The sequence below is a fragment of the Pseudomonas sp. GW456-L12 genome (assembly GCF_059424045.1).
Map to the genome: position 1 here is coordinate 291,704 of NZ_JBWKZA010000002.1, position 25,072 is coordinate 316,775.

Consider the following 25,072-nt stretch of genomic DNA (forward strand, 5'->3'; position numbering starts at 1 on the left):
AGTTTCTACCGACTACACGGGATCGACCACCTCGCTGGTTTCCAGGTAAAGCTTTCGCCGACACTGCCTTTGAACACATTGCAAAGGATGTCGCGAAGCCCTTTTTACTCTGACCGAACCAACCTGCAAATTGATCAGGATCTTCACCTGGGGCCCAGAACCTTAACCCCTGCTGTGATTGCCTGCCCTCCTAAGTACCTACCTGCCAGCCCTAGCGCGCACTTGATAAAGCGCTTCCAACTGGCTGCTTTGTTCCAGTCGGGTTCTTCGTTCGACCAATGGTGGTCGGCGTTACTGGAACGTTTTAACGTTGCACGGTTCTTAACCGTGTCATTTGTAGGAACACCCAATAACTATGTCTACTCAAATCCAGACTCAGGATGCCATTCGCGCCCTTACCAATGCTTTTGCTCCAATGAACTGCCTGATCATGGCCGCTCGCAAAGGCTGCTTCAGCTTCACCCTGGTCAACGAACACGGTATCGCTCGTCACAGCGAACGCCTGTACCCCGATCAGTATTCCAGCGCCGAGCCGCTGCAAGCGGTGATCGAGCGCACCCGTCAGGCCCTGACCGCCTGAGACGCCAGAGCGCTGAAAAACCCGAAGCCCCGCCTGAATAGCGGGGCTTTTTATTACCTGTTATTTCGATTTTCCCGCCTTCGGCTAAAGCACCATCCGGTATAACGGTTATAACAGGAAGCCGGAAATATTTTAAAAACAGGCCTTTACAGCAACGAGATGACACTACACTTCAACTCAAGCGGCATGATCCGCTTCCGGCGAGCCTGACCGATCCATCGCTGCCAAGCTCCCCCATCAGGCCTCGCCGGCCACTTCACGCTTCGAGGGCTTTATGGGTATTGCCGCCAGCGAACTGTGCCGCTACGTGATCCGCCCGACCCTGATCTATCTGGGCAATCACAGTCGCACCGCAGAATCATTGCTGCTAGGCATCGCCGCCAGTCAATCCGCCCTCGGCTCCGCCCTGCACGACCGCAGAGGCCACGGCCTCTACCGCATCGCCGAACCCCGCCACCAGGCACTCTGGGACCACTATCTGGCCCTGGACCCGGAACGCGCCAGCCTGGTTCGCGGCCTGGCCAGCCAGCATGCATTCCTCAGCGGGCCGCATCTGGAACTGACCGTCAACCTGCGTTATGCCACCGCCATCGCCTGGCTGCTGGTAGAAGAGCAGAACACCCCGCTCCCCGAGGCCGATGACCTGGTCGGCATGGCTCGTATCTGGAAGCAGATCTTCCAGCCACAAGGACGTCTGCGGGACTTCGCCGATGCCTGGCAGACCTGTGTTGCGCCACTGAATCAGGTCGCCTGCTGACCGGACTTTTTGCAAGATCGCGCAAACAACCGCAATTTTGGTCGGATTGTCCTACAAAACCGCTCTATCTCAAGCCATACAGCCTATAGCGTTGAGGAGGAAATGTTGGTAATTTTCGCTCCGGTGATCACCAGGAGTTCTAATAATGAAAAAAGTAATACTCAAAACCAGTCTTAGCCTTGCCGTTGCCATGGCATCCACCCAACTTTTCGCAAGCGGCTTTGCCCTGAACGAACAAAGCATCAGCGGCATGGGTACTGGTTTCGCCGGTCGATCCTCTGCTGCCGACGATGCAAGCACAGTTTTTGGTAACCCTGCCGGTATGTCGCGCCTGAAACGCCAGCAAGTCACTGGCGGCCTCGCGGCTATCGACGCGTCCACCGATATCAACGACGCCAGCGGTAGCCAGAGAGGGACCAACAAAGGCGATATGGTGCCGTTCACTGCCGTCCCAATGGCCTACTACGTCAAGCCTATCGATGACCAGTGGGCCTTCGGCCTGGGTGTCTACGCCCCGTTCGGCCTGATCACCGACTATGAAAGCGGCTTCCAGGGCCGTAACTTCGGCAGCAAAAGCGAAGTTAAAGTCGTCACCTTCCAGCCAACCGTCAGCTATGCCTTCAACGACAAGGTGTCGATCGGTTTCGGCCCGACCATCAACCGCATTTCCGGCACCCTGGAATCCGCGCTGACCACGCCACTGTCGCCTAACGATGGCAATGTCCAGATCAAGGGTGACGATATCGGCTATGGCTACAACATCGGTGTGCTGGTCCAGGCGACCGATACCACTCGCGTGGGCCTGACTTATCACTCGAAGGTCAAGTACAAGCTGGAAGGCCACACCGAAGTCAGCCCAGGCGCCGGTACTCCGGGCGCCCTGCTTCGCGGTGCTCGCTACGACGCCTCGCTGGACATCACCACCCCTGAGTCGGCCGACCTGTCGGTGACCCAGGACCTCAACGATGCCTGGAAACTCTACGCCGGTGCGACCTGGACCCGCTGGAGCCGCCTGAAAGACATCACTGTACAAAACGAAGGCGTAACCGCCAGCGCCGGTGGTCTTCTGGCCCCGGGTGCCCTCAGCTCCATCAAGGAAGAACAGAACTGGCACGACACCTGGGCCTATGCCATCGGTACTTCCTACCAGTTGAACAAGCAGTGGGTACTGCGTACCGGCCTGAGCTTCGACCAGTCGCCGGCCAACAACACCAACCGTTCGCCACGCATCCCTACCGGCGACCGGACCATCTTCAGCCTCGGCGCCGGCTGGAGCCCAACTGAAGACCTGACCATCGACGTGGCTTACTCCTACCTCAAGGAAGAGAAGGTCAAGGTCAACAACCACAATACGCTCGGCCAGTCTTACAGCGCCGAGTACGAAAACAGCGCAAACGGCTTCGGCGTGGGTGCAACCTACCGCTTCTAAAGCCTGACGGCCTGAACGAAAAAGCCCCCGCATCCAAGGATGCAGGGGCTTTTTTATTGACCGTGGATAACTCTCAAGGCTTGGACGCCAGCGCCTGTTCCACGGCCTCGATCAGTTCAGGACTGTCCGGTTTGGTCAGGCTGGAGAAATTGGCGATCACCTTGCCCTGGCGATCGACCACATACTTGTAGAAATTCCACTTCGGCGCACTGCTCTGCTCGGCCAGGACCTTGAACAGGTGCACCGCGTCCGGGCCTCGGACCTGCTGCGGCTCGGTCATGGTGAAGGTGACGCCGTAGTTCGCATAACAGACCTTGGCCGTCTCCGCACCATCCTTGGACTCCTGTTTGAAGTCATTGGACGGCACGCCTACCAGCTCCAGCCCCTGATCCTTGTAACGCTGGTACAACGCCTCGAGCCCCTTGAACTGCGGGGCGAAGCCGCAAAAGCTCGCGGTATTGACCACTACCAGCGGCTTGCCGGCAAAGCGTTGGCACAGGTCGATGGACTCCTTGGCGCGCAGCTTGGGCAGCGAACCCTGCAACAGCGACGAGCATTCGCCCGCCCAGGCCGAACCGGCAAACACCATGAGTACAGCTGGAACAGCAAGCCAGCGCGCCAACATATTCAACTCCTTGAAAGTACCGTCAAAGGGTCAAACTACTCGCCCGGCGGACGCCCTAGCAAGCGCTTCCTGGCAGACGCCCATGCCCAACTGCATCAGCGCCAGCCCGCCCTGGTGCCAGCCCCACCAGGCCACCGCCAACAGCGCGACGACAGCCACCAGACTGACCCAGCGCAAGCCTGTCCGGCTCATGCCGCGCTTGCCTGCAGACGGGCAACCGGACGCTCGCGCACTGGCCAGTTCAGGGCCGCGGCCAGCAGACTGAGGAGAATCGCCACCTGCCAGATCAAGTCATAACTCCCGGTTCGATCGTAGACCACCCCGCCGAGCCAGCCGCCGAGGAACGAGCCCAACTGGTGAAACAGAAACACGATGCCGCCCAGCATGGACAGGTTGCGCACCCCGAACAAGGTCGCCACCGTGCCATTGGTCAGCGGCACCGTCGACAGCCACAGGAAGCCCATGGCCATGCCGAACAGATACGCACTGACTTGCGTCACCGGCAGCCAGAGGAACAGGCCGATGACCACCGCACGCAACAGGTACAGGCCGGTCAACAAGCGCGGCTTGGACATGCGCCCACCCAGCCAGCCGGCGGTGTAGGTGCCGAAGATATTGAACAGGCCGATCAGCGCCAGCACCGTGGTGCCTACCGTGGCCGGCAAGTGCTGGTCCACCAGGTAGGCTGGCAAATGCACGCCGATGAACACCACCTGGAAACCGCAGACGAAAAAGCCGAACGCCAGCAGCCAGAACCCGGAGTGAGAGCAGGCCTCACGCAAGGCCTCGGAGAGGCTCTGCTCATGGCCCAGGCTGGGCAGCGGCTTGTCCTTGAGCATGCTCACCAGCGGCACGATCAATGCCACCAGCAACCCCAGCACCAACAGTGCCGACGACCAGCCGAGCCAGCCGATCAACCCCAGGGTGCCCGGCAGCATGGCGAATTGACCGAACGAACCGGCCGCACTGGCGACCCCCATGCCCATGCTGCGTTTCTCCGCCGGCAGCGCGCGCCCCACCACGCCGAGAATCACTGAAAACGAGGTCCCCGAAAGCCCGATACCGATCAGCAAGCCGGCGCTCAACGACAGCGACAGCGGCGAATCGGCCAACCCCATGAACAACAGGCCCACGGCGTACAGCACACCGCCGACCAGCACCACCTTCGCCGCACCGAAGCGGTCGGCCAGGGCTCCAGTGAAGGGCTGGGCCAGGCCCCAGATGAGGTTCTGCAGGGCAATGGCAAAGGCAAACACCTCGCGCCCCCAGCCGAACTCCGCGCTCATGGGCGGCAGAAACAGCCCGAAGCCATGTCTTACCCCCAGGGACAAGGCCAGGATCAGCGCACTCCCGAGAAGAACCCAACCGCTGGTACGCCACATCGAAGTCATTTTATTCTCCATTTACGGGTATATACCCGCTTATCATCGAACGAAAGGCCTTCACGCCAGTTCGTTCAGCAAGGCCAGCAAGGTTTCGCGTTTTTCTGCACCCAGACGGTCGATCAAGCGCTGTTGCGCCGCTTCCCAGGCCGGCAAGGCCGCCAGCAGTCGCTGCTGGCCCTCATCAGTCAGCTGGACGATGCGATTGCGTTGATCCTCGCCTTCGGACAGCCGGACCAGGCCCTCGCCTTCCAGCACCCGCAGGTTACGGCCCAGGGTACTGCGGTCCAGGCCCATGGCCTCGGCCAGGCTGGAAATGCTCGGTTGGTCCAGGCGCTGCAGGTTGCTCAGCAAGGAATACTGGGCAACGTTGATCCCGAAGCCGTCGAGAGCGCCGTCGTAGAACCTGCTGACGCCACGGGCGGCGCGCCGCAGGTTGGTGCACAGACATTGAGAAGGAAGCATGGTGCGTGTATATACCCGCGATTAAGGGAATGCAAGAAATTTGCATAGTTCAGGGCGCGAATAAAACCCGCGCTCCGCCTTTCTAGAACAGCGCCAACCCTACCAGGACCGTCACCTCCAGCAGTTCCAGCAGGGCGCCCGCCGTGTCCCCGGTGGTGCCACCCAGACGGCGCAGCATCAATTGACGCAAACCGGCAAACACCAGGCCCGCCAGCAGCAACGCCAACACCGCGCCCCAACCACCGAGCACGACACAGGCCAGAGCGGCGAGCACCAACACCCACTTGCCGGCCAGACGTGGCAGATGATTCGCCAGCGCCTGCCCAAGGCCACCAGGGCGCACATAAGGCGTGCAGAGGAACAATCCCAGCAAGGCGCCACGACCGATCAGCGGCGCCAGCAGCAAGGCAACGCCGGCCTGCTGCTCGATCAGCGCTACCAGCGCGGCGAACTTGAGCAGCAACACCAGCCCCAGGGTGACCACGGCAATCGGCCCGCTGCGCGGGTCCTTCATGATCGTCAGCGTGCGCTCGCGATCGCCGAAGCCGCCCAGCCAGGCATCCGCGCTATCGGCCAGCCCATCGAGATGCAAGGCACCGCTGAGCAGCACCCAGACCGTCAGCAACAACGCCCCATGCAGCAACAGCGGCGCGCCCATCAACAACTGGTTCAGCCCCCAGAGCAGCAGCCCGAACAGCAGGCCGATCAACGGGTAGAACAGCAACGACCGGCCCATTTCCTCGGGCGACGGCATGCCCGGCAAACGCACCGGAAAACTGCTGAGAAATTGCAGGGCGATCCAGAATGGCAGCACGCTCAGACTCCCTCGCTCAATACCAGGCCAGCCTCGACAGTCAGGGCGAACAAGGCACCGTGAGCAACCTCGACATTCAGCAACTGCTCACGCGGCAAACCTCGGGCCCGGGCCAGCAACAAGCGCATCACCCCGCCATGGCTGACCAGCAGCACCCGCTCGCCGGCATAACGCTGATGCAGACGTTCGACCGCCCCCAGCACCCGCGCGGAAAACGCCAGCACCGGCTCGCCCCGCGGCGGGGTAAAGGCATAGGGATCGGCCCAGAACCGCCCCAGCGCCTCAGCGTCGGTGGCCATCAGCGCCGCCGCGCTCTGCCCTTCCCAGGCACCGAAATGCAGCTCCTGCAGATCCGGGTCCAGGGTCACCGGCAGCGCCAGGCGCGCCCCCAATTCCTCGGCAAAACGCGCGCAGCGTTGCAAGGGCGAACTTACCAGCCGATCCCAGGGCCCCCGGCCTGCGACAGCAGCACGCATCTGCTGCCATCCGGCATGGGTCAGGGCATCGTCGAGGCTGCCGCGCAGGCCACCACCGAGCTCGGTTTCGCCGTGGCGCAGCAGGTCCAGGCGCAAGGTCATGCCGGACGATCCGCTACGGCCGCTTCGGCGAAAGTCGCCATCTGCGCGTGCAGGTCGCAGGCCAGGCGCAGCAATGGCACCGCCAGCGCCGCGCCGCTGCCCTCGCCCAGACGCAGGCCGAGGTCCAGCAAAGGCTCGGCCTCGAGGGTTTGCAGGATATGCCGATGCCCCGGCTCGGCCCCACGGTGGCCGAACAGCAGCCACGGGCGGCACTCGGGGTTCAGCCGCACCGCCACTAGCGCCGCCACGCTGCAAATGAAACCATCGACCAGCACCGCGACGCCTTCCTGGGCACAGGCCAGGTAGGCCCCAACGAGCGCGGCGATCTCGAAACCGCCAAGGTTGAACAAGGCCTGCAAGGCATCGCCACGCTGGGCGGCATGCAGACTCAAGGCGCGCTCGATCACCTGCGCCTTGTGGCTGACACCCGCCGCATCCAGGCCGGTGCCCGGCCCCGCGAGGTGCGCCACCGGAATATCCAGCAAGGCGCAGGCCACGGCGCTGGCCGCGGTAGTGTTGCCGATGCCCATCTCGCCGCCGATAAACAGTTCGCTGCCCTGCTCGACGGCTCGCAGCACACTGTCACGTCCGGCCTGCAGAGCCTGCTCGCCCTGGGCCTGGGTCATGGCCGGCCCCTCGACGAAGTTCCGGGTGCCCGCCCCCAGGTTCAAATGCCGCACGCCGGGCAGGTTCAAGCCGGGCGTCACCGTGCCGAGATCGACCACTTCCAGGCGTGCCCGCAGCTGCCGCGCCAACACGCTGATGGCTGCGCCGCCGCTGACGAAGTTGTGCAGCATCTGCCCCGTGACTGCCTGCGGATAAGCCGAAACGCCCTCGGCCACCACCCCGTGGTCGCCGGCGAAAATCGCAATCCACAGCTGCTCCAGGCCAGGCTTGACCCGCCCCTGCAAGCCGGCCAGCTGTACTGCGACCCGCTCCAGCTGCCCCAGCGAACCCGCGGGCTTGGTCAATTGCTGCTGACGCGACTGCGCCGCCTCCAGGGCTTGAGTGTCGAGCGCCTTGCACGGCCGCAGCCACCAGAAGTCATTCATAACGCAGTTCCTTTCAGAGTCAGGGGCAGGCCGGCCACCGTCAGCACTACCCGCTGACAACGCTCGGCCAGGGCTTGATGCAGCCAACCGGCTTCATCGACATAACGGCGAGTCAACTCGCCCAGCGGCACAACACCCATTCCAGTCTCGTTGCTGACAAAAATGATTTCGCCCGGCAGCGACGCCAGGCACTCCAGCAGCGCTTCGCGCTCACTGGCGAGCCGCTGGGCATCCTCCAGCAGCAACAGGTTGGTCAGCCACAACGTCAGGCAATCCACCAGCAGGCAGCGCTCGGCGCTCGCGCTTTCGCGCAGCACCCGCGCCAATTCCAACGGCTCCTCGATTAATGCCCATTGGGCCGGACGCCGTTCGCGGTGATGGGCGATGCGCTGATTCATTTCGCCGTCCAGCGCCTGGCTGGTGGCGATATAGGTCACGGCCAGGCCGCTCTCGCCGGCGAGCTTTTCCGCCAGGCGACTCTTACCGGAACGGGCACCGCCGAGGATCAGTTGCAACATGCTTGGAAACCCTTGAATTGAGGTACAGCCACAGCGGCGCGGCAATGCCGGCGCCGACGCTCTAAAGCCCGCAAAGCTGGCGCAGGTGCTCGGTGTCCAGGTGCTGCTCCACCAGATCGGCCAGGCGCTCGATATCACGCTCGCGCAGAGCGTGGTAGTCGACCGCCTGCACCTCGCGCAAACCCGCCCAGCGCAGCAACGCACTGCAGGCCGCCGGCGCCTCGAACAGACCGTGCAGGTAGGTGCCGAGAATCTGCCCGTCGTCGCTGCGCGCGCCGTCGCAGCGACCGTCGTCCAGGGTCACGGCGGCCAGTTCCAGCGCAGGCCCCGTCGTGACGCCGGCATGGATCTCATAACCGCTGACCTCGGCCTCCTCCAGCGCCAGACGTCCACGCACATTGCGCAGCTGCTTCTCTTGTTCCAGCACCGTATCGAACGCCAGCAGCCCCAACCCCGCGCTGGAGCCTGGCGCGCCTTCCAACCCCAAAGGGTCGTGCAGCTGCTCGCCGAGCATCTGCAAACCGCCGCAGATACCCAGCAACTTACCGCCGTAGCGCAGGTGCCGGGCGATGGCCGTGTCCCAGCCCTGGGCGCGCAGGTACGCCAGGTCGCTGCGCACGCTTTTCGAGCCGGGCAGGATGATCAGGTCGGCCGGCGGAATCGCCTGGCCGGGACCGATGAATTGCAGGTCCACCTGAGGGTGCAGGCGCAGCGGATCGAAGTCGGTGTGATTGCTGATGCGCGGCAATACCGGCACCAGTACTTTCAGCACCTGCTCGGCCTTGTCGGCCTGACGCTGGTCAATGCCGTCCTCGGCTTCCAGATGCAGGTCCAGCACATAGGGCAACACGCCGATCACCGGCTTGCCGGTACGCGTTTCGAGCCAGTCGAGGCCCGGTTGCAACAGGGCGATATCGCCGCGAAAACGGTTGATGATGAAACCTTTGACCCGCGCCTGCTCGCTCGGCGACAACAGCTCCAGGGTGCCCACCAGATGGGCGAAAACCCCGCCACGGTTGATGTCGGCGATCAGCAGCACCGGGCAGTCCACCGCTTCGGCAAAGCCCATGTTGGCAATGTCGCCGGCCCGCAGGTTGATCTCCGCCGGCGAGCCCGCGCCTTCCACCATCACCACCGGATAGGCCGCGCTCAGGCGTTGGTGAGAGGCCAGCACCGCCTGCATGGCGATGGCCTTGTAGTCGTGATAGGCCACCGCGTTCATGGTGGTCACCGCGCGACCGTGAATGATCACCTGGGCCCCGGTGTCACTGTTGGGCTTGAGCAGCACCGGGTTCATGTCAGTGTGCGGCTCCAGGTGCGCGGCCTGGGCCTGTACTGCCTGGGCCCGGCCGATCTCGCCACCGTCGGCGGTCACCGCGCTGTTGAGGGCCATGTTCTGCGGTTTGAAGGGCACGACGCTGACGCCCTGGCGCGTCAGCCAGCGGCAGAGCGCCGTCACCAGGGTGCTTTTACCGGCGTCGGAAGTGGTGCCCTGCACCATCAGGGTGGTCATGGATGTTCCTTGGCGTAGGCGACGAAGGCCTGTTCGAGACGCGACCAGTCGGCTTCGTCGGCCGGCAGGCCGAAGCGCAGGCTGCTGTTGTGGGTGAACAGCCGCAGCAGGATGCCCCGGCGCGCCATGAACTCATGCAACAGCTCGGCGTGATCGGTGATCAGCCACTGGAACAGCGCACAGCCCCCCTGGGGTTTCAGGCCATGGCGCTCGAGCAACTGCGCCAGGCGCAGGCTCGCCGCTTCGCTGCGCACTCGTTGCCGCTCATGGCCTTGGCTGTCACGCAGGCACACCTGGCCCAGCACCCGGGTCGGCCCACTGACGGCCCAGGGGCCGACCTGCTCGGCCAGCAGCTTGAGCAGCTTGCGCTCGGCCAGCACGAAGCCCAGGCGCACCCCGGCCAGGCCGAAAAACTTGCCGAAGGAACGCAGGACGATCAACCCCACCTGATCGGCCTGGGCCGCCAGGCTCAGCTGGGGAGTGTTGTCCATGAAGGCTTCGTCGACCACCAGCCAGCCACCGCGCTGCGCCAGGCGCGCATGCCAGTCCAGCAGGCGCTCCGGGGTCAGGCTCAAGCCCGTGGGATTGTTCGGATTGACCACCACCAGCACGTCCAGGCTGTCGAGGAAAAAGTCCACTTCCTGTTCCAGCACTTCCCGCACGATGTAGCCGCTGCGGCGCCAGGCTTCGGCGTGCTCGGCATAACAGGGCGACAGCACGCCGACCTTGCCGGCGCGGCGCAAACGCGGGAGCAGCTGGATCGCCGCCTGGGAACCGGGCACCGGCAACACATGGGCCGCGCCGTAGTAGTCGCGGGCCGCCTGCTCCAGGCCATCGTCGGTTTCCGGCAGGCGCGCCCAAGCCCGCATCCCGATCTCGGGAATCGGCCACGGCCAGGGTGCCAGGCCGCTGGACAGGTCCAGCCAGTCGGCCTCGGCGATGCCGTATTGCTCGGCCGCCTTGCGCAGGCGACCACCGTGCTCAAGCATAGAACTCAGCTCCCACGCAGAGAATCAGCAGCCATAACCAGACCCCGCGCTGCACCAGTTGCCAGCCGCGATCGATGGACGAGGCATCGGCCGCCACGCCTTCGCCCAATTGCGGGCGCTGGTGCAGTTCGCCGTGATAGATCGCCGCGCCGCCCAGCTCGACGCCCAGGGCACCGGCCCCGGCCGCCATCACCGGCCCGGCATTCGGGCTGTCCCAGGTCGGCCCCTGGCGGCGCCAGCATTTCAGCGCCAGGCGGGTCTTGCCCAGTAACGCGTAAGTCAGGGCTACCAGGCGGGCTGGAATGTAGTTGAGCAGGTCGTCGATCTTCGCCGCCGCCCAGCCGAAACGCTCGAAACGTTCATTACGATAGCCCCACATCGCATCCAGGGTGTTGCTCAGGCGATAGAGCACCACGCCCGGCGCGCCGGCCACGGCAAACCAGAACAAGGCGGCGAACACCGCGTCGCTGCCGTTTTCCAGCACCGACTCGGTAGCTGCGCGGGCGACTTCGGTGGCATCCAGCTCGCTGGTCTGCCGGCTCACCAGATAGCCGACCCGCTGCCGCGCCTGGTCCAGGTCGTCGCTGCGCAAGGCCTGGGCCACCGGCTCGACATGCTCGCCGAGGCTGCGCAGGCCAAGGGCGCAATACAGCGCCAGGATCTCGAACAACCAGCCGATGTAGGGCAGCCAGGAAAACAGGGTCGCCAGCAGGGTCAGCGGCAGCACCGCGATGACCCAGGCGGTGACGCCATGACTGCGCCAGCCGCGACCGCCGGAGTTGAAGCGTTGCTCGATACGATCGGCAAAACGGCCGAACGCCACCAGCGGATGCCAGCGCTTGGGTTCGCCCAGCAACGCATCCAGCGCCACCCCGGCGACACTCAGCAACGCCACACTCATTGACTCACTCCCCAATAATTTTCATACAGCAATTCACTCAGCGGACGCTCCCGCGCCCAGCCTTCGAGCACCAGCATCGGCGCCGGGTAAAACTCGCCGACCGGGCCCAGGCACAGCACCGCCAGCGGCTTGGCCCCGGCCGGCAGGCCCAGCAACTGGGCCAAGGCAGCGGGCTCGAACAGCGACACCCAGCCCATGCCCAGCCCTTCGGCCCGGGCCGCCAGCCACAGGTTCTGAATCGCGCAGGAAAGCGAGGCCAGGTCCATTTCCGGCAGGGTGCGGCGGCCGAAAATATGCCGCTCACGGTCGTCCATCAGCGCTGCCACCAGGACCTCGGCGCAGTCGTTGATGCCTTCGACCTTGAGCTTCATGAACTCATCGGAACGCTCGCCCAAGGCCTCGGCGGTGCGTACCCGCTCCTCTTCCACCAGTTGCTGGATTTGCCCGCGCAACGACCGGTCACTGATACGGATGAACCGCCAGGGCTGCATCAGGCCGACGCTGGGCGCCTGGTGCGCCGCTTCCAGCAGGCGACGCAAGACCTGCGGCTCGACCGTGCCACCGACGAAGTGACGCATGTCACGACGCTCGGCGATCGCGCGATAGACCGCGTCGCGCTCGGCCGCGGAAAAGGCGTTGTCGCTCATGGGCGCCGCGCGAGCATGCTCGCTCCTGCCGGCGCCAGCAGGGCCGCCACCGCTTCGGGGTTGGACGGAAAATAGAAATGCACATAAGAGGCGGTCATCCGCCCTTCGCGGTAAACCGCTTCCGCGCCGCGCCCGCCATTCGGGCTCAGGCCGCGGGCGATCGGCGCAAGCTCGGTGCTGGTCAACGAATGATGGTAGGTATGCCCGCGCAACGAGCCTTCCGGCAACTCCACCGCCTGCAAGGCCAGGGCCGCCAGGCGCTTTTGCATCACCGCGTCGCCGGGCAACAGGCCCAGCAGTTCGGCACGCTCGCCGTTGACGTCGGTCAGGGAATCCAGCAGATACAACATGCCGCCGCACTCGGCGAGCAAGGGTTTGCCTGCGGCGTGATGCGCGCGGATCGCGCTGAGCATTGAGCCGTTCGCCGCCAGCGCCCGGTGATGCAACTCCGGGTAACCGCCTGGCAGGTACAGGCTGTCCGCCTCCGGCAGTGTCGCGTCATGAATCGGCGAGAAAAAGTCCAGCTCGGCGCCCATGGCCCGCAACAGATCCAGGCTCGCACCATAGGTAAAGGCAAAGGCTTCGTCGCGGGCCACGGCAATGCGCACACCGGCCAACAGCGGCTCGACGGCAACCGTCTGGGGAGCGGCGAACCCCACCGCGGGCGGCAAGGCCACTTCGCAGCTGTCCGCCAAGGCGGCCGCGGCGGCGTCGAGACGCAGATCCAGATCGTTGAGTTCGCTGGCCTGCACCAACCCCAGATGGCGGCTGGGCAGTTCGATGCCGGTCTCCCGGGACAGCGCGCCGTACCAGCGCAGGCCCTCGGTCAGGCTGCCTTCGAGCAACTGCGCATGCCGCAGGGTGCCGACGCGGTTGGCCAGCACGCCGGCGAACGGCAAGTCCGGCTGATAACGCGCCAGCCCCAGCGCCAGGGCGCCGAAGGTCTGGGCCATGGCCGTGCCATCGATCACCGCGAGCACTGGCACCCCGAAATGCCGCGCCAGGTCGGCGCTGGACGGCGTGCCGTCGAACAACCCCATCACGCCTTCGATCAGGATCAGGTCCGCCTCGCCGGCGGCCTCCCACAACAGGCGGCGGCTTTCCTGCTCGCCGACCATCCACATGTCAAGTTGATACACCGGCGCACCGCTGGCGCGCTCGAGGATCATCGGGTCGAGAAAGTCCGGGCCGCACTTGAACACGCGCACCTTGCGTCCCTGATTGCGATGCAGGCGGGCGAGCGCGGCGGTCACGGTGGTCTTGCCCTGACCGGAAGCCGGCGCGGCAATCAATACCGCCGGGCAATGACGGGCATCACTCACAGTTCGACGCCTTTTTGCGCTTTGATCCCGGCCTGGAACGCATGCTTGACCATGCCCATTTCGGTGACGGTGTCGGCCAGCTCGATCATCTCTGGCTTGGCGCCACGTCCGGTGACCACCACATGCTGCATCGGCGGTCGCGCCTGCAGGTCGCTGAGCACCTGATCCAGGTCCAAATAGCCGTGCTTGAGGGCGATGTTCAGTTCATCGAGCAGCACCAGGCCGATCGTCGGATCGCTCAGCAGTTCGCGGGAAACCGCCCAGGCCGCTTCGGCCGCGGCGATGTCGCGCTGGCGGTCCTGGGTTTCCCAGGTGAAGCCTTCGCCCATGACATGGAAACGCACCTGCTCCGGGAAGCGCCGGAAGAACAATTCCTCGCCAGTGCTGTTGCGGCCCTTGATGAACTGCACCACGCCGCATTGCATGCCGTGGCCCATGGCCCGCGCGAGCATGCCGAAGGCCGAGCTGCTTTTGCCTTTGCCGTTGCCGGTCAGCACCAGCAGCAAACCGCACTCGTTCGGCGAGTTGGCGATGCGTTCATCGATCACGGCTTTTTTGCGCAACATGCGCGCCAGATGGCGTTCGTCACGATCGGGGGATTCAGTCATGGGGCAGCTCTCCGTTGGGGCTGGATAACGGGGGGCAGGAATAGGAATAGACGGCGCAAGCCTGGCATCGCCCACCGTGATGCCGTTGGATGGATCAGGCCGGTCTCCGGGCTTGTGAGTGGCTGGGATGCCCAACTGCGCGCCTTCCCATGTCGACAGTCGACACAGTGGCATCAGGCGCAGTCTTGACTCACTTACCGTTGCGGGGGCAGCGCCGGAATCGTCGTGCGTGCGCCTTCGGCACGCGTACTCACCGGCTTCCCTGTTTCACTCTGTCGACCCAAGGCCACAGAGCACCTGAAACAAGTCGCGAAGGTTAGAGGGTTGGGGGTGGAGCGTCAATTAAAGCCCCGCAGATCGGCGAATGCTGCATATCGGAAAAATGACGCCAATCTTGTGCCACACTCAGTGCAGTGATATCAAATAGCCATAATCGCGTTAAAAAACTCCAATATCTCAACAATAATAGGAAAAGTCCTATGCAAGGCATGATCATCAGCAATCCGAAACTGGAATTCCTGCGCCCTGCCCTGGAACGCTGGTTCGATTGCATCGACCGCTACAACGCCGTGCGCGGCGATAACGAAAGCCCGTACTGGTTCGACGAAAAAGCCAACCTGGGAATGCTCTCGGCGGCAGCCTGGATGGCGGAGATGGTCACCCTGGAACACGCACCGAGCAAAAAACAGCTCGAGGACGGCGACCGCAACGGCCGCACCGACCTGTACATCGCCACGCAGGAGGAACGCGTCTACATCCAGACCACCCAGCGCTGGCCCCGGGTCAACAGCCTGCACCTGACCCAACCGTTGCTGGATGTCGCCAGCGACGCGAAAAAAGCCAGCTACCCCAGCGACCTGAAACTCGGCTGCCTGTTCGTCACGCCCCAGAAAACCCAGCACAGCGCCACCCCGGAAGAACTGCAGGACATGGTCGACGACCTGCAAAAGGAACATTGCTGCGCCGTGGCCTGGTACTTCCCCTACGCGTACCGCAAATTGCGCAATGAAGCCGGCAACTATCACCCCGGCGTTGCCGTGCTGTTCAAGGAAGCGCGCTGAACGGGTTGAACCATCGCCGACCTGTGCTTCTCTATGACTACACCGACGTCGTGCATACATAGGGAAATCAGCATGCTCAAACTTCGATACGCAATCCTTATCGCCGTCGCCGCAGGCCTTGGTGCCTGTGGCGAAACCTCCACCCTCCAGGTCTCCGACGGCACCGGCCCCTCGCCGAAACTCCCCGAACCGAACAAGACCCTGTTCCCGACCGTGAACATCGCGCCCGCGATCGGCTGGCCGCAAGGCGCCAAACCGGTGGCCGCCACCGGCACCCAGGTCGCCGTATTCGCCGAAGGCCTGGACCATCCGCGCTGGTTGTACGTGCTGCCCAACGGCGACGTACTGGTAGCAGAGACCAACGCCCCGCCCTCCCCCGATGACAGCAAGGGTATTCGTGGCTGGATCGCCAGCAAGATCATGAACCGCGCCGGGGCCGGCGTGCCCAGCCCGAACCGCATCACCCTGCTGCGGGACAAGGATCACGATGGCGTGGCGGAAACCCGCACGGCATTCCTGGAAAACCTCAACTCGCCGTTCGGCATGGTCCTGGTGGGCAATGACCTGTACGTCGCCGACACCGATCGCCTGCTGCGCTTCCCCTACAAGGACGGCGACACCAGGATCAGCGCCCAGCCGACCAAGGTGGTGGACCTGCCTGGCGGCAAGTTGAACCACCACTGGACCAAAAACGTGATTGCCAGCAAGGACGGCAGCAAGCTGTACGTCACGGTCGGCTCCAACAGCAACGTCGGCGAAAACGGCATGGACCAAGAAGAAGGCCGTGCCGCCATCTGGGAAGTCGACCGCGCCAGCGGCAAGCAACGGATTTTCGCCTCAGGCCTGCGCAACCCCAACGGCATGGCCTGGGAGCCGCAAAGCGGCCAGCTGTGGACCGCGGTCAACGAGCGCGACGAGATCGGCAGCGACCTGGTGCCGGACTACATCACCTCGGTCAAGGACGGCGCCTTCTATGGCTGGCCATTCAGCTATTACGGCCAGCATGTGGACGTACGAGTCACTCCGCAGAACCCGGACCTGGTGGCCAAGGCCATCGCCCCGGATTATGCCGTCGGTCCGCATACCGCCTCCCTCGGCCTGACCTTCGCCGAAGGCAGCAAGCTGCCGGCACCGTTCACCCAAGGCGTGTTCATCGGCCAGCATGGCTCGTGGAACCGCAAGCCCCACAGCGGCTACAAAGTGATCTTCGTACCCTTCGCCAATGGCAAGCCGGTAGGCCAACCGGTGGACGTGCTGACCGGTTTCCTCAACGCTGACGAGAAAGCCATGGGGCGCCCGGTCGGCGTAGTGATCGACAAGCAAGGGGATCTGCTGGTGGCCGATGATGTCGGCAACAAAGTCTGGCGCGTGTCAGCAGCCAAGGCGCAATAGGTTCAGCGCTTGCGGCACAGGGTCAAGCCGTCCCCCAGGGGCAGCAGCGACAGGTCGACACGCGGGTCATCCTTCAAGGCGCGATTGAGTGCCTGGATGGCCCGGGTGTCTTCACTCTGGGGATTTTCCTCCAGCACCCGACCGCTCCACAGCGTGTTATCGAACACCGCCAACCCGCCCACGCGTAGCAGGCGCAGGGCACTTTCCAGATAAACCGGGTAATTGGCCTTGTCGGCGTCGATGAAGATCAGGTCGAAACCACCCTCGCCTTCCTCCTGCTCGATCCTGGCCAAGGTCTCCAGGGCCGGTGCCAGGCGTAACTCGATCCGTCCGGCGACACCTGCTTCCTGCCAGTAGCGGCGCGCGGTGGCGTTGTAGTCGCCCGGGATGTCACAGCAGATCAGTTGACCATCCTCCGGCAAGGCCGCGGCCATGGACAAGGCGCTGTAGCCAGTGAAGGTCCCCACCTCCAGCACACGCCGGGCACCGATCAGCTTGATCAGCAACGCCAGGAACTGCCCCTGCTCGGGCGCTACCTGCCAGCGCGCCATGGGCAGCGCCTGGGTTTCGTCACGCAGACGGCGCAGCAGCGGCGTTTCGCGCAGGGAAACATCGAGCAGGTAGTGATAGAGGGCGTCGTCGAGGTTGAGGGTACGAGCGGTCATGGCAACCTCGACGCAGAGACAGGACTAGGGGTTGTGCGCCAGATGCTCTGGCTGCAGCACGCGCTTGGCGCTCAGGTAGGCTTTTTGCCAATAGGCCTTGGACAGACTGTCCAGCTTCACCGTGCCACCGGTGGCCGGTGCATGCACGAAGCGGCCTTCGCCGACATAGATGCCCGCGTGGCTGACCTGGGAACCGCCATTGGTGGCAAAAAATATCAGGTCGCCGGTCTGCAAGGCATTCTTACCGACATTCGGTGCCCGCATGCCGATCATTTCGCGGGTCGAGCGCGGCAGCGAGATACCGGCTGCATCGCGATAGACGTAGCCGATCAGGCCACTGCAATCGAAACCGGAGTCCGGTGTGTTGCCACCCCAGCGATAAGGTGTGCCCACCAGGCCCAACGCACGAAACAGCACGTCTTCGGCAGCCGGCGAGAAGGTCTGGGGCGTGTTGAATACGGGAGCACGTACCACAGGCGCGGGTGGCGGGGTACGACTGGCGCACGCGCTGAGCAGCGCGGCGAGAACGATCAATGCAAGGCGGGCCGACGTCGACATATGCAGAACAATCCTGATCTGGATGCGGCTTTCTCTGCCGTGAGGCCGAAAACAAAACCGCGTAAGCAGGGCTTACGCGGTTAGTTTTCAACAATAGATCAGGATTCTAGCGTCTACGCGCCAAACTTCAAGTAAGACTTTAACTTCACCTTACAAAAAGTCCGCTTACTTGCGTGCGGTGACCACGGTCGGGGCCATGGCGAGGGCGCGCTTGGCTTCGATGAAGGTCTTGCTCCAGTAGCTGTCACCCAGGCTGTCCACCCGCACGCCACCGCTGCGGCGGCTGCTGGAGTGGATGAACTGGTCATCGCCCAGGTAGATGCCAGCGTGGCTTACGCGACCGCGGCGGCCATTGGTGGCGAAGAACAGCAGATCGCCCGGCTGCAGCTTGTTACGCGCAACCAGCGGAGCATCAACGTTGATCATTTCACGGGTGGAGCGCGGCAGATTCATGCCGGCTTCTTCACGGAACAGATAGCCGATGAAACCGCTGCAATCGAAACCGGCTTCAGAGGTACCGCCGAAACGGTAACGGGTACCGATCAGGGACATGCCACGTTCGAGAATACTGTCAGCCAGCACTGGCAGCTGGTAAGGCTTGCTGTCAGCGAACTCGGCGAGTTCTTTTTCGGTTGCCAGCTCTTCCTGGAAAATAGTGGAAGACTGGGCTTTTGAAGAGTTTTGAACCTGTTGTTGCTGCTCTTGCTGGCTCACCGGAGAGTGGGTGGCGCAACCAAACAACAGGGTAACGAGTGCAAGAGGCACGAGGGGTGCGAAGCGCTTCAGCATGGGCACGACCGTGGCTTAAAGTTATAAAGAAGCCGCGACTATGCCTTCTATCGCTCTAATTTGCAAATTCAATCGATTGAAATGTGACTTATCGGTTTCTACTCAACATCTAAGGCCTTAAGCCCATTTTAAACGCACGCGCCTCTGGAACCGCTTCCGGATGCGGGTTTCTGGCGCCTGAAATATGCCAAAAAGCCACTACCGCCCGCGGTTTTACCAGCCCAGGGTTTCTTTGAGAAAGGGAATGGTCAGCTTGCGCTGAGCCTGCAAGGACGCCTGATCGAGGCGCTCCAGCAGCTCGAACAAGGCGCTCATGCTGCGGGTACCGCGCGTCAGGATAAAGTGCCCGACTTCGTCGGTCAGGTGCAGCCCGCGACGCGAGGCGCGCAATTGCAATGCACGCAGCTTGTCTTCATCCGAGAGCGGGCGCATCTGGAAGATCAGCGCCAGGGTCAGGCGGGACTTGAGGTCCGCCAGCTTCACCGGCAGCTCCCGGGGAGAGGTCGAAGCCGCGATCAACAGGCGCCGGCCGCTGTCACGCAAGCGGTTGAACAGATGAAACAGCGCTTCTTCCCAGTCAGCCTTGCCCGCCACCGCTTGCAAGTCGTCCAGGCAGACCAGTTCGTACTGTTCCAGGTTGTCGAGGATTTCGATGCCGCGGTCCAGCAATTCCGCCAGGGGCAAATAGACCGCTGGCTCCCCCAACTGTTCGAACCGCAGGCAGGCCGCCTGCAGCAAGTGCGTACGCCCTACCCCATCCTTGCCCCAGAGGTAGATCAGGCTTTCGGTCCAGCCGGCGTCGGCTTCGCAAAGCCGCTCGACATAGCCGAGTGCAGCGGCATTGGCGCCTGGGTAGTAGTTGATGAAGGTGGCGTCATCACGCAGACGCACACCTAGGGGCAGCTGAATCGGTTTCATGCTGACTGAACAGTTCCAAACGAACCGTTAGTGGCCTCTGTGTAAAGTTTGCAAAGTTTATACCCGTGACGCCGGGCGCACAATGTAACAGACCACAAGCAAAATCAAAGGTTTGCGTTAGCCTGATGAAATCACGGGGGTTTCTTTGACGGTGGATGTGACAGCTGTAAAGACTCTCGATGGCACCCGCCTGAAACGCAGGCGCCCCGAAAGCATTAACAGTGGACGTTACAGCTCGGACTCCTCTACACCGCTATAGATGTCCGAATCCTTGTACAAGTCGTGCACATGGCGCACCAGCACCATGATCACCGCCGCCACCGGCAAGGCCAGCAGGATGCCGGTGAAACCGAACAGCTCGCCACCGGCGAGAATCGCGAAGATCACCGCCACCGGGTGCAGGCCGATCCGGTCACCCACCAGCAAGGGGGTCAGCACCATGCCCTCCAGGGCCTGGCCGACCATGAACACGGCCACGATACCGATCATCGGGTACAGGTCGCCACCGAACTGGAACAACCCGGCAATCAGCGCCGCGCCGATGCCGATGACAAACCCCATGTACGGCACGATGGCCGCCAGGCCGGCAATCAGACCGATCAACAGCCCCAGTTCCAGCCCGACCAGCATCAGGCCGGCCGCATAGATCATCCCCAGGGCCACCATCACCAGCAGTTGACCACGGACGAACGCCCCCAGCACTTCATGGCATTCCCCCGCCAGCGCCACCACACGCTCCTCGCGATCACGGGGCAACAGGCTGCGGATCTTCGCCATCATCAGGTCCCAGTCGCGCAGCAGGTAAAAGCTGACCACCGGAATCAGCACCAGGTTGGCCAGCCAGCCAATCAGCGCCAGGCTGGAAGCCGTTGCCTGGCTCAGGACCACGCCAACGATATCGGTGGTCTGCCCCATGTGCTCGCTGATCGCCGCCTTGACCTTGTCGAACTTCCAGAAACCATCGGACAAGCCCAGCTTGGACTGCGCCCAGGGCATTGCCGTGTGCTGCAGCCAATCGAGCATCTGCGGCGCCAGTTCGTACAGGCGCAGCAGCTGCTTGGCGAGCATAGGCACCAGCACCAGCAACAACGCCATGACGATCAGGGTGAACAGGGCAAATACCGCCACCACGCCCCAAGTGCGCGACAACCCGAGCTTTTCCAGGCGGTCCACCAGCGGATCGAACAGATAGGCCAACAGCAAGGCCACCAGGAACGGCGTCAGGATCGGATGCAACAGGTACACAAATCCACAGAGCAGGACCAACCCACCCAACCAGACCCATCGACGCGTATCAGCCATGAACCACTCCATTGCTTCTATATAAAGAAAGAAAACCTACCAGCGAAACCGCAGTTGCGCGGCCGGTGCAGGCGCAGGTGTCGCGCCTTCGACAGTCGGCTGGACAGGCACAGCGCCCGCCGGGACTTCCTGCAACCGTGCCAGGCTCAGTTGCGCACGCAACTGCTCGGCGCTGCCGCTGACCCGGTACACCGAACGATCACCATCGACACTCTGCAAACGCCCACCGAAGGGCTCGAGCAAACGGCCCAACGCCGCATAGCGCTCCAGGTTCATGCCCTGCACTTCCAGCAACTGCTCGCTGGATGCGCCCGGCTTGACCGCGAAACGCGGGGCCAGGCGCTGGCTGACCGCCAACAGCACGGCATCGGCCAAGGCCGGCACATCAGCTCCCTGGACGCTGCCCTGTTCCTTCTGGTCACCCAGCCACAGGCGCCATTTGGCCTGCCACTGACCGCCCTCTTCACTGGCATGCACCGCCAGCAGGGCGTCCGCGCCGTAACGCTCCGACGCAGCGCGCAATGGCGCCGGATCGGAACCTTCGAGATTCGGCGCCGTAGCGACAATCTGCTCATTCAGGTCACCCAGCGGCAAACGCAGCGGCAGGCCGCGATGCAGGGCAGCGCGGCGCAACGGCGTGGCGCTGGCCTGGCCATCGCCCACCAGGCTGGAACCTTCACTGGAGTCGGTCAGCCACCAGCCGAGAATCGACGGGCGATTACTGCCCCACAGCGACAGGCCAGCCTGGCGCAACGCCCGGTCGGTGCTGGCCGGGTCGAAGTCGACCTGCAGGCTTTCGGGAGGACCGGCGTCGTAGCCGTACTGGCTGATGATCTGCTGCGGGTCCTTGCGGATCGCCGCCAGTCCCGGGTTCTGCAAGGCCTTGCTATCACCGGTCAGGCGCAATACCAGGGTTTCCAGGGCCCGCTGGGTGGCCTGGTCGCGCTCGCCAGGGGACTGGTTGCTAACCGGTTCGCGGACCTGATACAGGTTATTGAGGGTTTCGGCATGACTCGCCAGACTGACCAATGACAAACAGCCCACAAAAAGAAATTTACCCAAACGCATGGAGGATTCCCGACGACAAAAGGCGGCTGGAACAGACCGCATGAACAGGATTGACCCAGGCTGTGACCACAAAGCCTGGGCAAACATTCACCCGGTCGATGGAAGTTTTCGTGCTGTCATAACGACAGCGGGTACAAGGCTATACCTTATACAGCCCCGAGCGGCGCGATCGACACGCGCAATTGCGGTTTTTTTTAAGCGGATATGCCCTGCCCGTCGGCCCGAGGATGGCCGCTACACCTCAAGCCTGATAAAATCGCGCGCCTTCGCAGACCGGCAACAGCCGGGGTCGCTGAAATGATTGCGCGGCATTGCCGCCGCGACTGTTTCAATGGCCTCCCTGGACTCGGTCGATACCCCTGAATCCCCCCTAAAGGCCTGGATCATGAGCAAGCAACCCTCCCTGAGCTACAAAGACGCCGGTGTAGACATCGACGCCGGTGAAGCATTGGTCGAACGCATCAAGAGCGTCGCCAAGCGCACTGCGCGCCCGGAAGTCATGGGCGGCCTGGGCGGTTTCGGCGCCCTCTGCGAAATCCCGGCCGGCTACAAGCAGCCAGTACTGGTCTCCGGTACCGACGGCGTGGGCACCAAGCTGCGCCTGGCACTGAACCTGAACAAACACGACAGCATCGGCCAGGACCTGGTCGCCATGTGCGTCAACGACCTGGTGGTCTGCGGTGCCGAGCCGCTGTTCTTCCTCGACTACTACGCCACCGGCAAACTGAACGTCGACGTTGCCGCCACCGTGGTTACCGGTATCGGTGCCGGCTGCGAACTGGCTGGCTGCTCCCTGGTCGGCGGTGAAACCGCTGAAATGCCCGGCATGTACGAAGGCGAAGACTACGACCTGGCCGGCTTCTGCGTCGGCGTGGTGGAAAAAGCCGAAATCATCGACGGCTCCAAGGTTGCCACCGGCGACGCCCTGCTCGCCCTGCCATCGTCCGGCCCGCACTCCAACGGCTACTCGCTGATCCGCAAGATCATCGAAGTCTCCGGTGCCGATATCGAAACCGTCCAGCTCGACGGCAAGCCGCTGACCGAACTGCTGATGGCCCCGACCCGCATCTACGTCAAGCCACTGCTCAAGCTGATCAAGGACACTGGCGCGGTCAAGGCCATGGCCCACATCACCGGCGGCGGCCTGCTGGACAACATTCCGCGTGTCCTGCCAAAAGGCGCCCAGGCCGTGGTCGACGTGGCCAGCTGGCAGCGCCCGGCGGTATTCGACTGGCTGCAAGAGAAAGGCAACGTCGACGAACACGAAATGCACCGCGTGCTGAACTGCGGCGTGGGCATGGTGATCTGCGTGGCTCAGGAGCACGTTGAAAGTGCCCTGAACGTCCTGCGCGAAGCCGGCGAGCAACCTTGGGTCATTGGTCAGATCGCTAGCGCCGCCGAAGGCGCTGCCCAGGTCGAGCTGAAAAACCTCAAGGCACATTGATGCAAGAGCCGATGCCAGCCACCTGTGATGTAGTGGTGCTGTTGTCCGGTACCGGCAGCAACTTGCAGGCCCTGATCGACAGTACCCAGGGCGACGACAGCCCGGTACGCATCCGCGCGGTGATTTCCAACCGCGCCGACGCCTACGGCCTGCAACGCGCCCGGGACGCGGGTATCGATACCCGCGCCCTCGATCACAAGGCATTCGAAGGCCGCGAGGCCTTCGATGCCGCGCTGATCGAACTGATCGACGCCTTCCAGCCCAAGCTCGTGGTGCTTGCCGGATTCATGCGCATTCTCAGCGCGGACTTCGTGCGGCACTATCAGGGTCGCCTGCTCAATATCCATCCTTCGCTACTACCCAAATACAAAGGGTTACACACTCATCAGCGAGCGCTGGAGGCCGGAGACACCGAGCACGGCTGCAGCGTGCACTTTGTGACAGAGGAACTCGATGGCGGACCACTGGTCGTACAGGCAGTGATCCCGGTAGAGTTGCACGACTCGCCGCAAAGCCTGGCGCAGCGGGTCCACGTCCAGGAACACCGGATTTACCCAATGGCCGTACGCTGGTTTGCCGAAGGTCGACTCACACTCGGCGAACAGGGTGCTTTACTGGATGGTCAGTTACTGGCCGCCAGTGGCCACTTGATTCGTAATTAGGAGATTTTATGCGTCGCGCCCTGCTCTTCGCTTGTGCTCTGCTCGCCCTGCCCTTCGCGCAGGCTGCGGACCTTCAACCCTTCTCCGCCAGCTATACCGCCGACTGGAAACAGCTGCCGATGAGCGGTACCGCCGAACGCAGCCTGGAAAAGAAAGGCGACGGCACCTGGAAGCTGAGCTTCAAGGCTTCGATGATGATCGCCAGCCTGACTGAAGAAAGCACTCTGACGCTCGACAAGGACACCCTGCTGCCGCAGTCCTATCACTTCGAGCGCGGCGGCCTGGGCAAAGCCAAGAAGGCCGATCTGGACTTCGACTGGAATGCCAAGATGGTCACCGGCACCGATCGCGGCGATGCGGTCAAGATCCCGCTCAATCGCGGCATGGTCGACAAATCCACCTACCAGCTCGCTCTGCAGCACGATGTAGCCGCCGGCAAGAAAAGCATGAGCTACCAGGTCGTCGATGATGGCGAAGTCGATACCTACGACTTCCGCGTCCTGGGCTCGGAAAAAGTCGACACCAAGGCCGGCCAGATCGATGCGATCAAGGTCGAGCGCGTGCGCGACCCGACACAAAGCAAACGCATCACCGTCATGTGGTTCGCCAAGGACTGGGATTACCTGCTGGTTCGCCTGCAACAGGTCGAAACCGACGGCAAGGAGTACAACATCATGCTCCTGAACGGCACCGTCAACGGCAAGACCGTCAAAGGCAGCTAAGCCGCACGACAATAAAAAGCCCCGCCGATGCGGGGCTTTTTTTCGCCTGGCGTTTCCATTTAGCCGCTCAAGCACGGCTCTCCTGGCGACCTGGCAGGCTCGCTCGCCGGCTAAAAATACCCAGCACGACAGCCGCCCAACATGAAACTTTTGTCATGAAACTCCGACACCTGCGACCGAATGCCACAGTTTCCGCGGCCTGCGGGACTGTTTCGAAATCTGCAAAAGATTGTTGCATTTGAAAGCAATTTACTTAGCCAGCTAACAAAATATATAACGGAGTCCTGCACACGCCTTGCTGCAGATCAATA

General features: G+C 63.0%; 28 protein-coding genes and 1 riboswitch. Of the genes, 8 read left to right on the forward strand and 20 right to left on the reverse strand.

Features of this window, described 5'->3' with window-relative positions:
• Nucleotides 1–355 precede the first annotated feature (355 nt).
• The 3 genes from AC07Y9_RS03790 (at nucleotide 356) to AC07Y9_RS03800 (ending at nucleotide 2,766) form a co-directional block, all read left to right on the forward strand.
• On the forward strand, nucleotides 356–580 hold the full coding sequence (locus AC07Y9_RS03790; RefSeq protein WP_102679064.1) for a hypothetical protein: 225 nt from the start codon (nucleotides 356–358) through the stop codon (nucleotides 578–580).
• A 274-nt stretch (nucleotides 581–854) separates the two neighbouring features.
• The gene (locus AC07Y9_RS03795; protein ID WP_007927808.1) at nucleotides 855–1,337 is read left to right on the forward strand and encodes a hypothetical protein; all 483 of its coding nucleotides are present in this window, start codon (nucleotides 855–857) and stop codon (nucleotides 1,335–1,337) included.
• Nucleotides 1,338–1,482: 145 nt separating this feature from the next.
• On the forward strand, nucleotides 1,483–2,766 hold the full coding sequence (locus AC07Y9_RS03800) for an OmpP1/FadL family transporter (RefSeq protein WP_102679063.1): 1,284 nt from the start codon (nucleotides 1,483–1,485) through the stop codon (nucleotides 2,764–2,766).
• Nucleotides 2,767–2,839: 73 nt separating this feature from the next.
• Here AC07Y9_RS03800 and AC07Y9_RS03805 read toward each other — a convergent pair whose 3' ends face one another.
• From AC07Y9_RS03805 to cobO, 14 genes are all read right to left on the reverse strand, one after another.
• Complete coding sequence (locus AC07Y9_RS03805) at nucleotides 2,840–3,391, reverse strand: glutathione peroxidase (protein WP_102679062.1); 552 nt, start codon at nucleotides 3,389–3,391, stop codon at nucleotides 2,840–2,842.
• 30 nt (nucleotides 3,392–3,421) lie between these two features.
• Nucleotides 3,422–3,583, reverse strand: coding sequence for a hypothetical protein (locus tag AC07Y9_RS03810; protein ID WP_007927805.1), 162 nt, complete (start codon nucleotides 3,581–3,583; stop codon nucleotides 3,422–3,424).
• A complete protein-coding gene (locus tag AC07Y9_RS03815; protein ID WP_102679061.1) occupies nucleotides 3,580–4,782 on the reverse strand; it encodes an MFS transporter in 1,203 nt (400 codons plus the stop codon). The genes AC07Y9_RS03810 and AC07Y9_RS03815 overlap by 4 nt, the downstream gene beginning before the upstream one ends.
• A gap of 51 nt (nucleotides 4,783–4,833) precedes the next feature.
• Nucleotides 4,834–5,238: a MarR family winged helix-turn-helix transcriptional regulator gene (locus AC07Y9_RS03820; protein ID WP_007927803.1), complete on the reverse strand. Its 405-nt coding sequence runs from the start codon at nucleotides 5,236–5,238 to the stop codon at nucleotides 4,834–4,836.
• An 82-nt stretch (nucleotides 5,239–5,320) separates the two neighbouring features.
• Nucleotides 5,321–6,052 carry an adenosylcobinamide-GDP ribazoletransferase gene (locus tag AC07Y9_RS03825; protein ID WP_102679060.1) on the reverse strand — a complete coding sequence of 244 codons (732 nt, stop codon included), beginning with the start codon at nucleotides 6,050–6,052 and terminating at the stop codon, nucleotides 5,321–5,323.
• A gap of 2 nt (nucleotides 6,053–6,054) precedes the next feature.
• Nucleotides 6,055–6,630, reverse strand: coding sequence for an alpha-ribazole phosphatase family protein (gene cobC, locus AC07Y9_RS03830; RefSeq protein ID WP_102679059.1), 576 nt, complete (start codon nucleotides 6,628–6,630; stop codon nucleotides 6,055–6,057).
• Complete coding sequence (gene cobT, locus AC07Y9_RS03835; RefSeq protein ID WP_102679058.1) at nucleotides 6,627–7,682, reverse strand: nicotinate-nucleotide--dimethylbenzimidazole phosphoribosyltransferase; 1,056 nt, start codon at nucleotides 7,680–7,682, stop codon at nucleotides 6,627–6,629. Before cobT ends, cobC begins: the two co-directional genes overlap by 4 nt.
• The gene (gene cobU / locus AC07Y9_RS03840) at nucleotides 7,679–8,200 is read right to left on the reverse strand and encodes a bifunctional adenosylcobinamide kinase/adenosylcobinamide-phosphate guanylyltransferase (protein ID WP_102679057.1); all 522 of its coding nucleotides are present in this window, start codon (nucleotides 8,198–8,200) and stop codon (nucleotides 7,679–7,681) included. Before cobU ends, cobT begins: the two co-directional genes overlap by 4 nt.
• A 61-nt stretch (nucleotides 8,201–8,261) precedes the next feature.
• Nucleotides 8,262–9,713 (reverse strand): cobyric acid synthase, encoded by a 1,452-nt coding sequence (locus AC07Y9_RS03845; protein WP_102679056.1) that lies wholly within the window; start codon nucleotides 9,711–9,713, stop codon nucleotides 8,262–8,264.
• Nucleotides 9,710–10,702 (reverse strand): threonine-phosphate decarboxylase CobD, encoded by a 993-nt coding sequence (cobD, locus tag AC07Y9_RS03850; protein WP_102679055.1) that lies wholly within the window; start codon nucleotides 10,700–10,702, stop codon nucleotides 9,710–9,712. Before cobD ends, AC07Y9_RS03845 begins: the two co-directional genes overlap by 4 nt.
• A complete protein-coding gene (gene cbiB, locus AC07Y9_RS03855; RefSeq protein ID WP_007927792.1) occupies nucleotides 10,695–11,603 on the reverse strand; it encodes an adenosylcobinamide-phosphate synthase CbiB in 909 nt (302 codons plus the stop codon). The genes cobD and cbiB overlap by 8 nt, the downstream gene beginning before the upstream one ends.
• The gene (gene bluB / locus AC07Y9_RS03860; protein ID WP_009045103.1) at nucleotides 11,600–12,250 is read right to left on the reverse strand and encodes a 5,6-dimethylbenzimidazole synthase; all 651 of its coding nucleotides are present in this window, start codon (nucleotides 12,248–12,250) and stop codon (nucleotides 11,600–11,602) included. Before bluB ends, cbiB begins: the two co-directional genes overlap by 4 nt.
• Nucleotides 12,247–13,572 carry a cobyrinic acid a,c-diamide synthase CobB gene (locus AC07Y9_RS03865; RefSeq protein WP_102679054.1) on the reverse strand — a complete coding sequence of 442 codons (1,326 nt, stop codon included), beginning with the start codon at nucleotides 13,570–13,572 and terminating at the stop codon, nucleotides 12,247–12,249. Before AC07Y9_RS03865 ends, bluB begins: the two co-directional genes overlap by 4 nt.
• Nucleotides 13,569–14,180 (reverse strand): cob(I)yrinic acid a,c-diamide adenosyltransferase, encoded by a 612-nt coding sequence (gene cobO, locus AC07Y9_RS03870; RefSeq protein WP_053262256.1) that lies wholly within the window; start codon nucleotides 14,178–14,180, stop codon nucleotides 13,569–13,571. The genes AC07Y9_RS03865 and cobO overlap by 4 nt, the downstream gene beginning before the upstream one ends.
• Before the next feature lie 80 nt (nucleotides 14,181–14,260).
• A riboswitch (cobalamin riboswitch) is annotated at nucleotides 14,261–14,496 on the reverse strand.
• Between the two features lie 163 nt (nucleotides 14,497–14,659).
• Between cobO and AC07Y9_RS03875 the strand changes: the two genes are divergently transcribed.
• Both AC07Y9_RS03875 and AC07Y9_RS03880 read left to right on the forward strand, forming a co-directional pair.
• Nucleotides 14,660–15,241 carry a hypothetical protein gene (locus tag AC07Y9_RS03875; protein ID WP_087092433.1) on the forward strand — a complete coding sequence of 194 codons (582 nt, stop codon included), beginning with the start codon at nucleotides 14,660–14,662 and terminating at the stop codon, nucleotides 15,239–15,241.
• A 72-nt stretch (nucleotides 15,242–15,313) separates the two neighbouring features.
• A complete protein-coding gene (locus AC07Y9_RS03880; RefSeq protein WP_102679053.1) occupies nucleotides 15,314–16,633 on the forward strand; it encodes a PQQ-dependent sugar dehydrogenase in 1,320 nt (439 codons plus the stop codon).
• A 2-nt stretch (nucleotides 16,634–16,635) separates the two neighbouring features.
• Here AC07Y9_RS03880 and AC07Y9_RS03885 read toward each other — a convergent pair whose 3' ends face one another.
• From AC07Y9_RS03885 to AC07Y9_RS03910, 6 genes are all read right to left on the reverse strand, one after another.
• The gene (locus tag AC07Y9_RS03885) at nucleotides 16,636–17,298 is read right to left on the reverse strand and encodes a class I SAM-dependent methyltransferase (RefSeq protein ID WP_102679052.1); all 663 of its coding nucleotides are present in this window, start codon (nucleotides 17,296–17,298) and stop codon (nucleotides 16,636–16,638) included.
• A gap of 24 nt (nucleotides 17,299–17,322) precedes the next feature.
• On the reverse strand, nucleotides 17,323–17,856 hold the full coding sequence (locus AC07Y9_RS03890) for a C40 family peptidase (RefSeq protein WP_007927778.1): 534 nt from the start codon (nucleotides 17,854–17,856) through the stop codon (nucleotides 17,323–17,325).
• Between the two features lie 165 nt (nucleotides 17,857–18,021).
• On the reverse strand, nucleotides 18,022–18,645 hold the full coding sequence (locus tag AC07Y9_RS03895) for a C40 family peptidase (protein WP_007927777.1): 624 nt from the start codon (nucleotides 18,643–18,645) through the stop codon (nucleotides 18,022–18,024).
• A gap of 213 nt (nucleotides 18,646–18,858) precedes the next feature.
• Nucleotides 18,859–19,563 (reverse strand): DnaA regulatory inactivator Hda, encoded by a 705-nt coding sequence (gene hda / locus AC07Y9_RS03900; RefSeq protein ID WP_007898944.1) that lies wholly within the window; start codon nucleotides 19,561–19,563, stop codon nucleotides 18,859–18,861.
• Nucleotides 19,564–19,791: 228 nt separating this feature from the next.
• Complete coding sequence (locus AC07Y9_RS03905; protein WP_007927776.1) at nucleotides 19,792–20,865, reverse strand: AI-2E family transporter; 1,074 nt, start codon at nucleotides 20,863–20,865, stop codon at nucleotides 19,792–19,794.
• A gap of 36 nt (nucleotides 20,866–20,901) precedes the next feature.
• Nucleotides 20,902–21,933, reverse strand: a complete 1,032-nt coding sequence (locus AC07Y9_RS03910) for a DUF2066 domain-containing protein (protein WP_102679051.1) — start codon at nucleotides 21,931–21,933, stop codon at nucleotides 20,902–20,904.
• 385 nt (nucleotides 21,934–22,318) lie between these two features.
• On the opposite strand from AC07Y9_RS03910, the gene purM reads away from it, so the two are divergent.
• The 3 genes from purM to AC07Y9_RS03925 are packed head-to-tail and all read left to right on the forward strand — an operon-like array spanning nucleotide 22,319 to nucleotide 24,761.
• Nucleotides 22,319–23,377, forward strand: a complete 1,059-nt coding sequence (purM, locus tag AC07Y9_RS03915) for a phosphoribosylformylglycinamidine cyclo-ligase (protein WP_007927774.1) — start codon at nucleotides 22,319–22,321, stop codon at nucleotides 23,375–23,377.
• 11 nt (nucleotides 23,378–23,388) lie between these two features.
• Nucleotides 23,389–24,039 carry a phosphoribosylglycinamide formyltransferase gene (gene purN, locus AC07Y9_RS03920; RefSeq protein WP_102679121.1) on the forward strand — a complete coding sequence of 217 codons (651 nt, stop codon included), beginning with the start codon at nucleotides 23,389–23,391 and terminating at the stop codon, nucleotides 24,037–24,039.
• Between the two features lie 8 nt (nucleotides 24,040–24,047).
• Nucleotides 24,048–24,761 carry a DUF3108 domain-containing protein gene (locus AC07Y9_RS03925; protein ID WP_007927772.1) on the forward strand — a complete coding sequence of 238 codons (714 nt, stop codon included), beginning with the start codon at nucleotides 24,048–24,050 and terminating at the stop codon, nucleotides 24,759–24,761.
• The last annotated feature ends 311 nt before the right edge of the window (nucleotides 24,762–25,072 follow it).

Bases quoted from the DNA above. Each gene is read 5' to 3' on its own strand.
- AC07Y9_RS03790 (WP_102679064.1), top strand. From the start codon at position 356: ATGTCTACTCAAATCCAGACTCAGGATGCCATTCGCGCCCTTACCAAT.
- AC07Y9_RS03805 (WP_102679062.1), bottom strand. From the start codon at position 3,391: ATGTTGGCGCGCTGGCTTGCTGTTCCAGCTGTACTCATGGTGTTTGCC.
- AC07Y9_RS03925 (WP_007927772.1), top strand. From the start codon at position 24,048: ATGCGTCGCGCCCTGCTCTTCGCTTGTGCTCTGCTCGCCCTGCCCTTC.
- AC07Y9_RS03905 (WP_007927776.1), bottom strand. From the start codon at position 20,865: ATGGCTGATACGCGTCGATGGGTCTGGTTGGGTGGGTTGGTCCTGCTC.
- AC07Y9_RS03800 (WP_102679063.1), top strand. From the start codon at position 1,483: ATGAAAAAAGTAATACTCAAAACCAGTCTTAGCCTTGCCGTTGCCATG.
- cobD (WP_102679055.1), bottom strand. From the start codon at position 10,702: ATGCTTGAGCACGGTGGTCGCCTGCGCAAGGCGGCCGAGCAATACGGC.
- AC07Y9_RS03820 (WP_007927803.1), bottom strand. From the start codon at position 5,238: ATGCTTCCTTCTCAATGTCTGTGCACCAACCTGCGGCGCGCCGCCCGT.
- cobU (WP_102679057.1), bottom strand. From the start codon at position 8,200: ATGTTGCAACTGATCCTCGGCGGTGCCCGTTCCGGTAAGAGTCGCCTG.
- cobO (WP_053262256.1), bottom strand. From the start codon at position 14,180: ATGACTGAATCCCCCGATCGTGACGAACGCCATCTGGCGCGCATGTTG.
- hda (WP_007898944.1), bottom strand. From the start codon at position 19,563: ATGAAACCGATTCAGCTGCCCCTAGGTGTGCGTCTGCGTGATGACGCC.
- AC07Y9_RS03795 (WP_007927808.1), top strand. From the start codon at position 855: ATGGGTATTGCCGCCAGCGAACTGTGCCGCTACGTGATCCGCCCGACC.
- bluB (WP_009045103.1), bottom strand. From the start codon at position 12,250: ATGAGCGACAACGCCTTTTCCGCGGCCGAGCGCGACGCGGTCTATCGC.
- cobT (WP_102679058.1), bottom strand. From the start codon at position 7,682: ATGAATGACTTCTGGTGGCTGCGGCCGTGCAAGGCGCTCGACACTCAA.
- AC07Y9_RS03815 (WP_102679061.1), bottom strand. From the start codon at position 4,782: ATGACTTCGATGTGGCGTACCAGCGGTTGGGTTCTTCTCGGGAGTGCG.
- AC07Y9_RS03910 (WP_102679051.1), bottom strand. From the start codon at position 21,933: ATGCGTTTGGGTAAATTTCTTTTTGTGGGCTGTTTGTCATTGGTCAGT.
- cbiB (WP_007927792.1), bottom strand. From the start codon at position 11,603: ATGAGTGTGGCGTTGCTGAGTGTCGCCGGGGTGGCGCTGGATGCGTTG.
- AC07Y9_RS03895 (WP_007927777.1), bottom strand. From the start codon at position 18,645: ATGCTGAAGCGCTTCGCACCCCTCGTGCCTCTTGCACTCGTTACCCTG.
- AC07Y9_RS03885 (WP_102679052.1), bottom strand. From the start codon at position 17,298: ATGACCGCTCGTACCCTCAACCTCGACGACGCCCTCTATCACTACCTG.
- cobC (WP_102679059.1), bottom strand. From the start codon at position 6,630: ATGACCTTGCGCCTGGACCTGCTGCGCCACGGCGAAACCGAGCTCGGT.
- AC07Y9_RS03845 (WP_102679056.1), bottom strand. From the start codon at position 9,713: ATGACCACCCTGATGGTGCAGGGCACCACTTCCGACGCCGGTAAAAGC.
- AC07Y9_RS03880 (WP_102679053.1), top strand. From the start codon at position 15,314: ATGCTCAAACTTCGATACGCAATCCTTATCGCCGTCGCCGCAGGCCTT.
- AC07Y9_RS03890 (WP_007927778.1), bottom strand. From the start codon at position 17,856: ATGTCGACGTCGGCCCGCCTTGCATTGATCGTTCTCGCCGCGCTGCTC.
- AC07Y9_RS03810 (WP_007927805.1), bottom strand. From the start codon at position 3,583: ATGAGCCGGACAGGCTTGCGCTGGGTCAGTCTGGTGGCTGTCGTCGCG.
- purN (WP_102679121.1), top strand. From the start codon at position 23,389: ATGCCAGCCACCTGTGATGTAGTGGTGCTGTTGTCCGGTACCGGCAGC.
- AC07Y9_RS03875 (WP_087092433.1), top strand. From the start codon at position 14,660: ATGCAAGGCATGATCATCAGCAATCCGAAACTGGAATTCCTGCGCCCT.
- purM (WP_007927774.1), top strand. From the start codon at position 22,319: ATGAGCAAGCAACCCTCCCTGAGCTACAAAGACGCCGGTGTAGACATC.